Origin of the sequence: Taibaiella koreensis (assembly GCF_003545715.1) — a bacterium.
GTDB classification, from domain to species: Bacteria; Bacteroidota; Bacteroidia; order Chitinophagales; family Chitinophagaceae; genus Taibaiella; species Taibaiella koreensis.
The window spans coordinates 508,218-522,141 of record NZ_QVNU01000004.1; the positions used below are offsets into that span (position 1 = coordinate 508,218).

Annotated in this window: 11 protein-coding genes; 4 read left to right on the forward strand and 7 right to left on the reverse strand. The window is 50.7% G+C overall.

The window, feature by feature from the left end; all coding sequences use genetic code 11:
* Positions 1 to 343: 343 nt before the first annotated feature.
* Positions 344 to 2,017 (forward strand): T9SS type A sorting domain-containing protein, encoded by a 1,674-nt coding sequence (locus DZK30_RS15925; protein ID WP_118975123.1) that lies wholly within the window; start codon positions 344 to 346, stop codon positions 2,015 to 2,017.
* Positions 2,018 to 2,122: 105 nt separating this feature from the next.
* On the opposite strand, the gene guaB is transcribed toward DZK30_RS15925, so the two are convergent.
* Both guaB and DZK30_RS15935 read right to left on the reverse strand, forming a co-directional pair.
* Positions 2,123 to 3,598, reverse strand: a complete 1,476-nt coding sequence (guaB, locus tag DZK30_RS15930) for an IMP dehydrogenase (protein ID WP_118975124.1) — start codon at positions 3,596 to 3,598, stop codon at positions 2,123 to 2,125.
* Between the two features lie 121 nt (positions 3,599 to 3,719).
* Positions 3,720 to 4,214, reverse strand: a complete 495-nt coding sequence (locus DZK30_RS15935; protein WP_118975267.1) for a DUF1579 domain-containing protein — start codon at positions 4,212 to 4,214, stop codon at positions 3,720 to 3,722.
* A gap of 144 nt (positions 4,215 to 4,358) precedes the next feature.
* Between DZK30_RS15935 and DZK30_RS15940 the strand changes: the two genes are divergently transcribed.
* A complete protein-coding gene (locus DZK30_RS15940; protein WP_118975125.1) occupies positions 4,359 to 5,135 on the forward strand; it encodes a 3'-5' exonuclease in 777 nt (258 codons plus the stop codon).
* A 45-nt stretch (positions 5,136 to 5,180) separates the two neighbouring features.
* Entirely contained in the window at positions 5,181 to 5,903 is a 723-nt protein-coding gene (locus DZK30_RS15945) for a polyprenol monophosphomannose synthase (protein WP_118975126.1), read from the forward strand.
* 70 nt (positions 5,904 to 5,973) lie between these two features.
* Here the strand turns inward: DZK30_RS15945 and DZK30_RS15950 are convergent, their stop codons facing one another.
* The 5 genes from DZK30_RS15950 to DZK30_RS15970 form a co-directional block, all read right to left on the reverse strand.
* Positions 5,974 to 6,912, reverse strand: a complete 939-nt coding sequence (locus tag DZK30_RS15950; RefSeq protein WP_162903144.1) for a T9SS type A sorting domain-containing protein — start codon at positions 6,910 to 6,912, stop codon at positions 5,974 to 5,976.
* 98 nt (positions 6,913 to 7,010) lie between these two features.
* Entirely contained in the window at positions 7,011 to 9,395 is a 2,385-nt protein-coding gene (locus DZK30_RS15955) for an outer membrane beta-barrel protein (protein ID WP_118975128.1), read from the reverse strand.
* Positions 9,396 to 9,573: 178 nt separating this feature from the next.
* On the reverse strand, positions 9,574 to 10,614 hold the full coding sequence (locus DZK30_RS15960; protein ID WP_118975129.1) for an NAD(P)-dependent alcohol dehydrogenase: 1,041 nt from the start codon (positions 10,612 to 10,614) through the stop codon (positions 9,574 to 9,576).
* Between the two features lie 128 nt (positions 10,615 to 10,742).
* Positions 10,743 to 11,024, reverse strand: coding sequence for a DUF427 domain-containing protein (locus DZK30_RS15965; RefSeq protein ID WP_118975130.1), 282 nt, complete (start codon positions 11,022 to 11,024; stop codon positions 10,743 to 10,745).
* Between the two features lie 46 nt (positions 11,025 to 11,070).
* Positions 11,071 to 13,317 (reverse strand): gliding motility-associated C-terminal domain-containing protein, encoded by a 2,247-nt coding sequence (locus DZK30_RS15970; RefSeq protein ID WP_118975131.1) that lies wholly within the window; start codon positions 13,315 to 13,317, stop codon positions 11,071 to 11,073.
* A gap of 377 nt (positions 13,318 to 13,694) precedes the next feature.
* On the opposite strand from DZK30_RS15970, the gene DZK30_RS15975 reads away from it, so the two are divergent.
* On the forward strand, positions 13,695 to 13,871 hold the full coding sequence (locus DZK30_RS15975; protein WP_162903145.1) for a hypothetical protein: 177 nt from the start codon (positions 13,695 to 13,697) through the stop codon (positions 13,869 to 13,871).
* The last annotated feature ends 53 nt before the right edge of the window (positions 13,872 to 13,924 follow it).

Sequence of the window (13,924 nt, forward strand, 5' to 3'; positions counted from 1 at the left end):
GGTCCCTTATTTTTTGATCGCCTGCAATCTTCTGCCGGTGCACCCAAAAATTACAGGGCTGCGCTTCCCCTGCCCTCCTTTTTCATTACCAAAAAAACTATACTTCCGGCTCATAAACAATATTCTGCTGTTCCTCAAAAACACGTAAGAAAAGTGAAATGCAGCAAGCATCTTTACGAGAAGCTTTGTTATCAACGGGCTTTTATACAACCAAATGTCAAACTACCGCGGAAGGAGGCCGGGCACACCTTACAGCCATCACGAAGAAGCATTGGCTATGCTATCATGATTGCCGGGAGCAAAACAGGTGCTCTTTATTTCTCTTCATTTAAATCCATTTCTGATGCATCAACCTTTAAAAAAATTAATTTTAACGCTATCATTACCTTTCCTGGCCGCCCCCATGGCTACACTCCGGGCCCAGTCGCTCGTTCCATCCTCGGCGCCTGAGTTTGTCTACAACGGAGTCTATCCGTTCGAAACAGCTACCTCTACTACCAACTATTCCTTACCCAATATTCCGACCGGCTTCGGCGATATTGACCTGTACCTGTCAGACGGCGGCAGTCCCATTGCGAGACAGTTCGTTTACCAGTTCAGCCATCCCGGAGATCCTTCCGCTATTGTTTACCAGGGCTCGTTTCTCTACATGGATGTTGTGGACATGCAGGTGGGCGCTGTATGGAATTCGTATACCAACAATATGAATCTCCTGGTGGCCTATGCCTGGGGACATGATCATTATTTAGACATTTACGATCTTACTTCTTCCACCACCAACCCTGTGGTCCTGAAATCTTCGACGCAGCTGTCGCACAATACGGCCGACTACGGGCGCATCCGCATGGATTGCCATAAACAATATGGTGTAGCCATTGTGTGGGAGAACAAGGGAATAGGCCTGCAGACCATGATGGGAAACGGCGGAGCCTGGGGGCCGATCGTTACCTTAACCGGTACGGAATTGGCCACAGGACCAGACGTTGCCTTCAGCCACAGCGGCAACGACCTGAATGTTCATTATGCTTATTACGATCCAAAACTCAGTGCTATAGTTGAATCGGCGGCACATTGGACCTCCCTGATGACGGGACCAGCCAGCGCAACGCTTTCGCTTGAAGATATCAATGTTATCGGCGGAGCGCCAAAGTCAAGGATCATACTGGATTGCCCCGATCATCATCCTCAGGAAAACTGGGCATATACCTATAGCGATGGCAGCAATATATTTGTCCGGCTGAGAGAGTATAATACCTTGCCGGCGCCGGTAACCGTAAGCGTTAATTCCGGTGTACTGGGTAATGCTTCTACCCTTCCCCAGCACCAGGTATTTTCTCCTGCGCTGTATTATGGCGCAGGTACCGTCGATGGCCGTAGCGGACAAATTACGGTGGGCTGGTATGCTACAGACCTGAGCGGCTTTAACGGCTACATCGCCCTGGAAATGACGGAGGACGGAACGACCTTATTGAGTAAGCCCGACTACCTTGCGCTTCCAGATGCGTACACGCCCCAGGTGTATCCTTACTATAGCTATCCTTACCAGGCCGACATCCTGGCGATCAAGCCGGGCATTGCCTTCAGCCGGAACAGTGAGCATGCCAATTTCCTGTACACCACTTATTATGATGCCAATGCCCAAACGGCACAAGGCAGATTCCACCACGCCTTCCACAAATGGAACGATGTTGCATTCAAAGGCCAGGCGCCGGTAACCTTGCATCCCGAGTGCGGCAACCACCTGAAGGCACACAGCAGCGAAACCGGGATCAACACCTATCCCAATCCCTTCCGGGACAAGATCACAACCAATCTTTTCCTCAAGGAAGATGGCCAGCTGCTGCAAAGCCTGACAGACATTACCGGCCGCCAGCTGTGGCAATACCAGACCATTGGCAAAAAAGGCAGCTGCCAGATCAGCACAGACAACCTAGCTCAGCTGGCGCCGGGAACTTATATGCTGACGACTTCCCTAAACGGACAAAGGATCGGCACGCAGAAAGTAACCAAGCAATAGCAGGTGTTAATAACAGTAGCTTTTTTACAAAGAGTTTTTAAAAAGAAACCCCGGTGCACTAACGCGTCCGGGGTTTCTCTTTAAACAAATTTTTTTGTGGCTGTGTCAGGATCTGCGGCTGTAGTTCGGCGCCTCCTTGGTGATCACGATATCGTGCGGATGGCTCTCGGCCATGCTCGCAGCTGTAATACGGATGAACTGTGCATCTTCCTGCAACGACTTGATGTCCTTTGCACCACAGTAACCCATACCGGCACGCAGACCACCGACGAATTGCTGCACTACTTCTTTCAGACTGCCCTTGTACGGCACACGACCTACAATACCTTCGGGTACCAATTTCTTGATGTCGTCTTCCGCGTCCTGGAAGTAGCGGTCCTTCGATCCTTCCTGCATGGCATCGATAGAACCCATGCCGCGGTAAGATTTGAATTTGCGGCCTTCGTAGATAATGGTGTCGCCCGGACTTTCTTCCGTTCCGGCAAAAATGGAACCGGCCATGATCGTGCTGGCGCCGGCGACAAGCGCCTTTACCAGGTCGCCGGTATAGCGGATACCGCCATCGGCGATTACGGGAATACCTTTGGCTTTCAGTGCCTGGCTGGCTTCCATAATAGCGGTAAGCTGTGGTGCGCCGGCCCCTGTTACCACACGGGTCGTGCAAATGGAACCTGGTCCCACACCCACTTTTACGGCATCGGCGCCCGCGGCGGCCAATGCTTTGGCGCCTGCAGCGGTAGCCACATTACCGGCTATAATAGGTAAGGTCTTAAAATTCTTACGGACCAGTTTCACCGTTTCGATCACACCTTTGGAATGACCATGAGCGCTGTCCATGGTAATGACATCGACACCTGATTGCACCAGTGCTTCCACACGGTCCAGTATATCGGCGGTGATGCCCACTGCAGCGCCGGCCAGCAGGCGGCCATAGCCGTCTTTCCCGGCATTGGGATGGCTCTTAAACTGCAGTATATCGCGGAAGGTGATAAGGCCGATCAGCTTGCCGCTGCGGTCGACCACAGGCAGCTTTTCGATCTTGTGCTGCTGCAATATTTTTTCTGCCTTTAAGAGATCAGTACCCTGGGGAGCAGTGATCAGGTTAGCAGAAGTCATTACCTCCGACACTTTACGTTTCAGGTTCTTCTCAAAGCGCAGATCACGGTTGGTAAGGATACCGGCGATCTTATGCCCTTCGGCTACAATGGGAATGCCGCCGATCTTATTGTCCTTCATCAGCTTCAAAGCCTCGCCCACAGTGGCATCCGGCGACAAAGTGATGGGATCCAGGATCAGGCCGCTTTCGGAGCGCTTTACGCGGCGTACCTGCTCGGCCTGCTGCTGTATGGTCATGTTTTTATGCAACATGCCGATACCGCCCTCACGCGCCAGGGCGATGGCAAGCTCCATTTCCGTTACCGTGTCCATAGCGGCGGACAGCAGCGGAATGTTCAGTTTAATGTCTTTAGTTAGTTGGGTTGAAATGTTTACTTCGCGCGGAAGTACTTCGGAGTAAGCAGGGGCAAGAAGCACATCATCAAAAGTGAGTCCTTCGCCGTAGAACTTAGATTTTGCAGCCATGTGCAAAGGTATAGCAACAATTTCAAATTTTCAAAATGCTGAAAAATATTTTTTACACTAGTATCATTTTTAATGATCGGCGCTTCCGAAAAGCAGGCGGGAAGCGCATCTCCTGCCGGTATTACTGTCGCCTGTATACGATCTCCGTCGCCCGGGTCTCCTCGCCTGCCGGTGTAATGTTATAAGCCGTGATCAACAGTGTACGATCGTCTTCGAGCTCCATATCGGTACGCCAGCCCCATTCCTGCTGTTCGCCGGCCATCACCTGGTAAGTGCCGTAGACCGAAAAATGGCCTGCTTCGGTACGCTGTTGTGCATACATAATGCCGGTACCCATATGAAAGCTATCGATCCAGGCGCTCTGGAACCGGCCTGTATTGAGGTCGTAGCCATAAATAACGATGCCCTGCAAGGGCTTGCCCGCAAAGCTGCCTTCGTATTCATGCAGCAGGAAACGCCCGCCCAGAACAGGCCGTATCGTACCTTTCACCGGCGATTCATCGGCAACCACATCCGGTTCAAACCAGGTACGCGCTATACCCTGCCAGGCGCCGGCCATACGGCTCAGCTGATAATGGACCCCGTCTTCCAGCGAAGCTTCGAATTTAACGTTCATAACCGGTCTGTTTATTAAGGAAAGATAGGTATTTGATACCAGTTCTTTTTCGCGCCGGATGAATAATTTATTTTGGTTTCGGGCACGCAAAAGGTTGGCTATTCGGCTTTTTAAATTATTTTTACCCGATTTTTCTGTAACCCAATGGCCCGATTACAATTACAACGACCCATCGCTTTTTTTGATCTGGAAACGACAGGAGTAGACGCAGCAAAGGACCGGATCGTAGAAATAGCGGTGATCAAGCTTCTACCTGATGGCGGCCGTATGACGTGGATGAGGAGACTGAATCCCGAAATGCCGATCCCTCCCGACTCTTCTGCTATACATGGCATCTACGACGCCGACGTGAAGGATGCGCCCACCTTTAAGGAGGTCGCACACGAGTTGAAGCAATTCCTGCACCAATGCGATCTTGGTGGCTATAACTCCAACAAATTCGACATACCTGCTTTGGCAGAAGAGTTTCTTCGTGCCGGTATTCCCGTCGACTTCAAGTCGCGTAAGCTGGTCGATGTGCAGCAGATCTTTTTCAAGAAAGAAGCCCGTACCCTCAGCGCTGCCTATGCCTTCTATTGCAACCGCGAGCTTGCCAACGCGCACAGCGCAGAAGCCGACGTGCTGGCTACTATCGATGTACTTGAAGCGCAGCTGGATAAATACACCGACCTCACCAACGATGTGAATGAGTTGCACAACTTTACCGGGGGCGACGATTTTGTCGATTATGCACGAAGGATGGTGATGAAAAACGGCGTGCCCGTTTTCAATTTCGGTAAGCATAAAGGCATCCCCGTAGAAGACGTCTTCCGCAAAGAACCGCAATATTATGACTGGATGATGCAGGCCGATTTTGCTTTACACACAAAGCAGATGATTTCCGAGATCCTGAACAATATGCTTCTAAAAAAAATGAAATAGTATCTTGCGACCCGTCAGCAATCATCATTATTTAACACCAGACGTTTGGACAAGCTAGTCATCATACCCACATATAACGAAAAGGAAAACATAGAGAACATTTTACGCAAAGTGTTTTCTCTTGAAGGCCGTTTTCATGTGTTGGTAGTTGACGATGGCTCGCCCGACGGCACCGCCACTATTGTCAAGCAATTGCAGCAGGAGTTTGGCGAGCAGCTTCATATCGCCGAACGCGGCGGTAAACAAGGCCTGGGCACTGCTTATATTTTCGGCTTCAAATGGGCGCTGCAGAAAGGTTATCGCTACATTTTCGAAATGGACGCCGACTTTTCGCACAATCCCGACGACCTGCTTCGCCTGTATGATGCCTGCCATACTAAGGCCGATGTAGCCGTCGGTTCCCGTTATGTATCCGGTGGCAAGATAAGGAACTGGCCGTTTGACCGGGTCTTCATCTCTTATGGCGCTTCTGTTTACGTGCGGCTCATCACCTGGATGCCCGTCAAGGATTGCACAGCGGGCTTTGTCTGCTATAAAAGAGAAGTGCTGGAAAAGATTCCGCTCGATAAGGTACGCTTTATCGGCTATGCTTTCCAGATCGAAATGAAGTACAGGGCCTGGAAGCTCGGCTTTAAGATCAAAGAAGTACCCATCACCTTTGTCGACCGTAAGGAAGGCGTGTCCAAAATGTCGAAGGGCATTGTAAAGGAAGCCATCTTTGGTGTATGGAAAATGCGAAGGTTCATTAAGGGGAAAAGCGATTTATAAGTCAAAAATTGCCGGCTCCGGAAAGCGCTGTATCCCCATTTTTTCTTCTGCGACTATACCAGATCCTTCACTAATATAGGGTTATCTTTCTCACCAGCTGTTTATCCTGCGCGCTTATATGGATCAGGTATATTCCCGAAGCCAGATTGTCCACATAAAGTGTTGCCTCTTGCTGCGTCTTTAAAGACCGGCGACAGGGTACTTGCCGCCCGGCCATGTCGGTAAGGTAAACCGATTGGATTGCCTGATTACGATCTTTCATTTTTATATAGAGTAAGTCTCTTGCCGGAACAGGATATATCTCTACTATTGGCGTGCCGTTTTGCAAATAGGTTATACCATTGGTACCCTCGCAAATGCCGCCAGGTTCCCGGATATAATTGATAACATTATCCCTATAGCAACGTATAACAGGCCTCATGATGTTTGTTGTCGTCACACCGTTAGCATGCACTGCCAGACCTTCTTCCGCTCCAAGCAGCTGTGTATAGCTCCCCGAGCGGCTTCCGTAAAAGCCCCAGCCATCCAGTGCCGTGTTAAATACCCTTTTGAGTGGAACACCATTAACGGTTACAGTCCGGATGCTGTCTATCACTATACGGAATAAGGTATCCTGAGGCGCGCCGGGCAATGGTTCCGGAACCTGGTAGACCAGGGTGTCGCCCATAGCAACGTTAAAAATATACAAGGGTAGAAAACGGGAAAAGTACCCATTATAATAAAACACGGTATCGTTACTCATATTCAGATACACGCTTGTCTTACTGCTATCGACAAACAAAGAAGGATTGGAAAGGTCGTACCGGTACAGGGTACGGTTGACTTTCCGGCAAACTTTCCCGGCAATTGTGGTATCACCGGCCACCTTTTGCAGCGTATAACCCGTGTATTCATCGGTACCATAGCTATAATGCCATACGGCGTTTAAAGGCGCAAATACCTGCTGACCGCTAAGCACAGGCATTAAGACGACAAGCAGAAGCAGGAATAGGAAACCGGCCTTTTTCATAAGAATGATTTTTAAATTCAAAATGAAAATAGAACATGCAACACTTGCATATTGCATGCTTTTTATAAAGACACCCTTGCAATGCATTGCGGTTGGTTTTAATTTGTCCTTTCCGGTGCGGTAAACATATCCCGCTCTTCTTCTTTTTTATGAAACCCGAAGTTGTATCGCAGGTTGATGCCGAAACGCCGGGAGTCGGTTTCCCGGTAACCGCTGGCATCCACCGTTCCCTGTTCGATAGTGAAGTTGTTATTGTTGGTGAAGAAAATATCATTGGCGCTCAGCGTCACCGTCAGCTTCTGCTTAAAAAACTTGCGGTTAATGCTGATATTAAGCGCACCGAAAGTGCTGAGCTCATAGAACTGCAGCGGCCCTTTCAGGCGGAGAAAACCATTCATCGTGATCTGCGAGTTCTTATCCAACTTCAGTTGATGATAGGTAAAGAACAACCAGCTGGGCCTGCGGAACGATAAAGGCTTTCCTTCATAGAAACCTTCGTAGATATTGTAATTGTATTGCCCGCCTAGCACGAAGAAATAGATGCCGCCCGGCGGTATGGCGCCGAAGCCCCGCAGGTAAAATTCCCGGTTCCTGCCGATGTTGTCATAAGTGCGGAAAGCCTGTGCTTTGCTGCCATTATCACCCTGGTAATAAACGTTGGTGAACATGTCGCGCGTATCGTTGAAGCCTATCGCAAGAAGCGGATGCTCTGCTGCGCTGATGTTGAACTCGTAATTATTGGTGAACTGGGGCTTTAGCGTCGGGTTACCCGCTTCGGACAGGAACTGATCGACATACTGCGGAAAGGGATTCAACTGCTCATAGGTAGGCCGGCTTATCGTGCGCCGGTATACCAGGTAAGCCCTGATCTCAAAATGCGCGATGCTCATGAGCCGTTTGCTCAGGTAGACATAAGGGAAGAAATCGGTGCGACGAATGGTGAACGACGTATCGCCCGGTACGCGTTGCTGTCCGTCCATATTGGTATTTTCCATGCGAACGCCGGCTTTAAGTATAATATCGCTGAGCGCCTTCGATGCCTGCAGGTATGCTGCATTGATGTTTTCGCGGTAACGATACACGCTTGTACGCGTATTATCGGGTATACGGTCGCCATTATAAGTGAGAAAATAAGCGGCATCATTATCAAAGTTGAGATAGCTGCCTTTCAGACCCGCCTCCAGGCTGATCCGGTACCGAAGCTTATATACCAGGTCACTCTGGAAGGCCAGGAAATGCCGCTTACCGCTTACTGTACCATCGCCGTCATAGGCCAGCGGCGACTGGCTGCCGAATACCTGGTCGATGCTATTGGCCGAATAGAGATAAGACAGGTCATTGGTCCATTGCGATCCGGCGCTGTCTATTTTGTAAGTACTACTAACATCCTGGTTGATAAAAAAAGTGCCGTCATCGTTTTTCAGGTGGGCCACACTTTCTCCCAGCACCTGCGTTTCACGACTAAAAATATTGGTATTCTCTGTCTTGTTGAACGCATCAGTATAGCTCACCGTTCCATCGTAAGCTGTGCTCCATTTATTGTTCCATTCATGGCTGATGCCATATCCCAGGAAGTACACATTTCCCGGCGAGGTTGTACGCGATGCCTGGCCGAGCAGGGAGTCGCCGCCGATATGCCGCTGCGTATTGAGCACGTCGTAGCCATTGCGGCGGGTATAATTCAGGTTCAGATACGTCGAGGTAATGCCATTGCTGTTGGCTATGTTGACGCCGCCAAACTGGTTGCCGTAGGTACCCTGCTGGAAACCGGCATTGATGCTACCGGTGAGTCCTATCTTCACACCCTTTTTCAAAACGACATTCACAATGCCTCCGGCGCCGGAGGCATCATACTTTGCAGAAGGGGTACGTAGTATCTCGATCTTTTCGATGGCATTGGGTGGAAGGCTTTTCAGCATCGTGGCAATATCCGTCCGGCTCATTTTCATTTCCCGCCCGTTGATGTACACGGTAGCCGGGGTAATACTGCCCAGGTAGATATTCCCGTCCTGGTCGATAAAGATGCCCGGCGTTTTTTCCAGCACCTCATAGCCGCTGGTGCTGGCTTCGGCCAGGCTTGAAGGATCGACAATGGTCTTATCATCTTCCTGCCGTATCAATGGTGTCTTTACGGCCTTGATCGTCACCTCTCCGATGGCGCTTCCCGTAGCCTCCAGGAGCAGATTGAAATCCGTAGCCCCGGTCCTGGCATGGATCCCTTTGCTTAGCGATTTATAATTGAGGGCCGTTACCTGTACCAGGTACAAACCCGGCGTATCCAGGTCAAAGAGGGCCACACCACCAGTGTCGGCGATGGCGGAACGGCGGTACTGGGTATCGACTTGCCCAATCACCGTGATCGCAGCGAAGGACACCGGCTGTTTGCCATCGCTTAGCCGTATGGATACCGGCGCCTGTTGCGCGGAGAGCTTATAAGAGCAAAAACAAAGAAGCGAACACAACAGCAGGTAGATCTTGCTCATGAGCCGGGATAAAAAGCATAGCGGGCGATTCTATACAGGTCCGATAGACAGATCGCCACTAAAGAATAAATGATTCAGCGCGCAAATTAACGAAATAAACAAGCTGCATATTGTACCCTATACAAAAGAAGACGCCGGCATCCTGCGCCGGCGTCTTCAGTATTATCATTTGACAGGCTTAAAGCGTTGCCATATCGATCACGAAACGATACCGTACATCGCCTTTCAACATCCGTTCGTACGCGGTATTAATGTCTTTTATATCGATCACCTCTACATCGGACACGATATTGTGTTCGGCGCAGTAATCCAGCATTTCCTGTGTTTCGGGAATACCGCCTATCAGCGAGCCGGCCAGGCTTTTACGGCCACCGATGAGCTTAAAAGCGTGCACCTGGGCAGGTGTGGGCGGCGCACCCACACAGATATGAACACCGTTGGTTTTGAGCAGGGACAGGTACATGCCATAGTCATGCTCGGCCGAAACCGTATCGAGAATAAAATCGAAATAGCCGGTGATCTGTTTCAATTGCTCAGGGTCAGAGGTTACGGCAAATTTATGCGCACCCAGCTGGCGGGCATTCTCCTCTTTGGAAGGAGAAGTGCTTAATACCGTTACCTCGGCGCCTAAAGAAGCGGCAAATTTAACACCCATATGCCCCAGGCCACCCAGACCCAGAACAGCCACCTTATGTCCTTTGCTGATACCCCAATGGCGCAGCGGCGAATAAGTGGTGATACCGGCGCAAAGCAGGGGTGCTACAGCCTCCAGAGGAAGCTTTTCGGAAATATGCAGCACAAAATCTTCATGCGTTACAATCTGATCGGAATAACCGCCGTAGGTAGGCAACCCGTCACGACCATAGCTGTTATAGGTCCCGGTATTACCATTCAGACAATATTGTTCCAGTCCTTCCTTACAATTCTCGCAGGTACGGCAGGAATCCACCAGGCAACCAACACCGGCAAGATCACCCTCCCTGAACCGCGTCACTGCCGAACCCACCTGCCTTACCCTTCCCACGATCTCGTGGCCGGGTACCATGGGGAAAATAGAATTGCCCCATTCGTTGCGCACCTGGTGCAGATCAGAATGGCATACGCCGCAATAGAGGATATCAAATAGCACATCATGCTCGCCTACCTCACGACGCTCAAAATTCCAGGATCCCAGAGGAACCTCCGCTGCTTGGGCAGCATAACCTTTACTTGCTATCATTGTTTGTTGTTTATTATTGAAGATGACATCACAATATTAAATCCAAAACAGCATTCACAGATCAACTCCGCTTTCAGAACTATGATCTAAATCAACAGCTCGACATGGCTTAACACAAGGATAACGTGCTAAGGCACTATTTCGACACCATGCCAGAAGGCTATATAATCCTTGATCTCCGAAGCCGCCGGCTTTGGTTCGGGATAATACCAGGCCGCGTCTTTATTTTTTTCTCCGTTGACCTGCAAAGAGTAGTAAGAGGCCTCTCCTTTCCAGGGACAGGTAGTATGAGTAGCCGAATGTTCCAGCAGGTGCATATTGATCGATGAAGGTGGAAAATAATGATTATTCTCGATCACAATGGTATTGTCGCTTTCGGCCAGCACGGCGTCGTTCCATATCGCTTTCATAATTATTATGTTTTAAAAAGTAACAAAACGGAACCGGTATTGTTGCTTAGCGGATCAGTACAAAGCTTCCCTGCTCACGCAGGGAAAGATCGCCCGTGCAGCGGCCCTCTATGCGATAGTAATAGGTACCTGCATCGGCAGGACTGCCGTCAACAGTGCCGTCCCAGCCGGCTTCAATACGGGTGCCCGCAAAAACGATACGGCCCCAGCGGTTAAAGATGCGCAGGATATAGGGATCGGGATGTGCATTGGATACGGGTAAGAAATGATCGTTCAGGCCATCGCCGTTAGGACTGAAAGCGTTAGGCAGCTGCAGCCGGCAGCAATTAGCCGCATTCAGGCGCAGATCGTTTGTATTGCTGCAAGCCAGCAGGTCTTTACCCTTAACCCGGACCAGGTTGTCGCCGGCAGACAAAAGTATGCTCATCTCCTGCCCAGCGCCCAGGAAGCTCCCGTCGTCAAACCATTCATAGCTTGATCCGCCGGAAACCGACAAGTGAAGCGAATCCCCGGCACAAAGCTTTCCTGCGACATCGGGCCCCTGTATCCTGATATCCGGTAAGGCCTGTACGGACAGCAGGAGCACCTCTGTTGAATCACACCCTTGCGGCGTTTGGTAAAGCCGGCTGTAAATACCAGCGCCTTCAAACGGTTCACCGGCAAACCAATAAACCTCACCCTGACAAACAGTCGCCCGCAGGGTATCGTTCCGTGTCTTTTCAATCGTGATCTGCAGACTGTGGTATAGGCTATCACAGCCATAAGTCGTATATAAGGTATCCCGTACTACAGTATCTGCTATATAAAGCTTCCCGTTGACACCGACCGGGCCGCAGGAAACGAGCGTACTGAAACTAACCACGGGATTGGCCGGGACATGAAGCACCAGGGTAACCAGGCTATCGCAGCCTGCATGGGATACAAAGGACTGCATAAAAGTACCGCTACCGTTACAGGATTGCCCACCAAACGGGTAAGGCAACATACCGCTACAGATCGTCGTGTCAACAATGCGGCTGATCACGGGACTAAGAATGTCCAGGATCGTGGTGCTGTCGCAGCCGGAAAGCTGCGAAGCCATGGTATAGGTTGCCGCAGCCGGCCCCGAAGCCGTGACGGTGATCCAGTTCCAGGTATAAGGCAACTGACCGGGACAAAGAGATAAGGTATCGTGGGCAGTAACCGGCGCCAGGGTAAAAAGATCAAGTACGGTCGTGCTGTCGCAGCCGGTCACGACCGAAGGACAGGTAAAGGAGGCAACTGCGGTCCCGGCAACGCCGACACTGATCCCGTTCCAGGTATACGGCAGCTGTCCCATGCAAAGCGTAAGGGCCTGTGTATCGGATCGCAGGGGATTGACCGTCATGATGATGCTATTGCTGACTGCACTGCTACCCGTACAACCCGCTCCCGGTGTGATCACACAGCTGATCCCGTCGCCATTGGACAATACTGCCGTCGTATAGCTGCTGCTGTTACTACCGGTGTTGATGCCGTTCTTCTTCCATTGGAATAAGGGTGCGATGCCGGCATTCACCGCGCTGGCAGTAAAGCTGACCGGCGTACCGGCACAAACGGTATCGCCGGGAATTGCGGTGATACCCGCCATCACAGGCAGCGCCTGGCTGCCGATAGCAGTATCTGCAAGATGGACCAGGATATTCCGCATCAGGTCCTGCGACGCCGGATAAACATTGGCCGCCAACACCCAATCCTGATCGCTAGTAAACAGCAGGCGGCCCGTTCCCGGCGAATGGAACTGCCATCCGACGGGTTGCCCGCCCGCGAGCATAAAGGCAGCGCAATTGCAGGATGCCGAGGCCGTGCAGCCATACCAGAAGTAAGGCAAGGTACTTACGCTCTGGCTTACCGTAGCCAGCGACCCGTTGATCGAAGGATTCAGGTTGCCGTTTAAGACGCCTCCCCATACGAAACTTCCACCCAGGCTATTGATCAGCTGGGCAAAGGCTGCATTGCCAGGTTGGGTGGGCAGGTATTCTCCCTGCAGGTATACCGAACGGCCGCTTTGCAGGAAAGCACGCAGCGTATTGACATGCGTGGGGCTCAGTGCACCCATTGCATTGCTCACGACCAATATATCCACTGTATCCAGCAGGGAAAGATTATTTAGTGTAACGGCAGGTATAATAGCGGTAGTATAACCGGCTCCGGAAGCGACGCCTTGCCAGCGGATATCCATCTGGTAAGGTAAAGAGGCCACAATAGCGACATGAAGCGCCCTGGCAGCAATGCCGTTCAGTGCCAGGAGCAGGAAGAACAGAAGCCGTTTCATGATACAGAGCGATAGAGACCGGCTCCTTCGGCAAGGTGCCAGGCAGGGTTTATGGGATATGCCGGATGTATATGGATAAGGTTAAGCCCATCAGCCGGTAATACTGCAAACGCCGGGTGATCATCTACGGCGGCATCTTGCAACAAGATAAACATTAGCCCGGGTAAAAGGAAGCGGCAGGGTACAAAAAAGGGTAAACCTACCCTATTTATAACCATCAGCTACAGGAATAGCGTACTATAGTCGGGACGGGCAAGCCTTGCGGTCGTCTACGGGTTTATCCTATAAGGGTAAACCCTGAAATTTCCACAGGGGATTACCATGTTAATTTTTAAAGAAAATTTTGATCTACTTTAGCATTCCAAACAATGGAGGCCATGAGTTATCAAATCAAATATACTGATCAAACGGAGCTGAAGCAGATCAAAACCCTTCTTGACCATCCCGAGTTTTACCTGAAGAACCTGGAAGAATACCGGAAAATGCTGGAACTACTCTCACTCAACGAGCATCTTACCCGGCTCCTCATCCAGGAAGACGCGCAACCTATATAAGCACAAACATCAATACCATTGAACAGCCACAGCAAATCCCGCTGTGGCTGTTG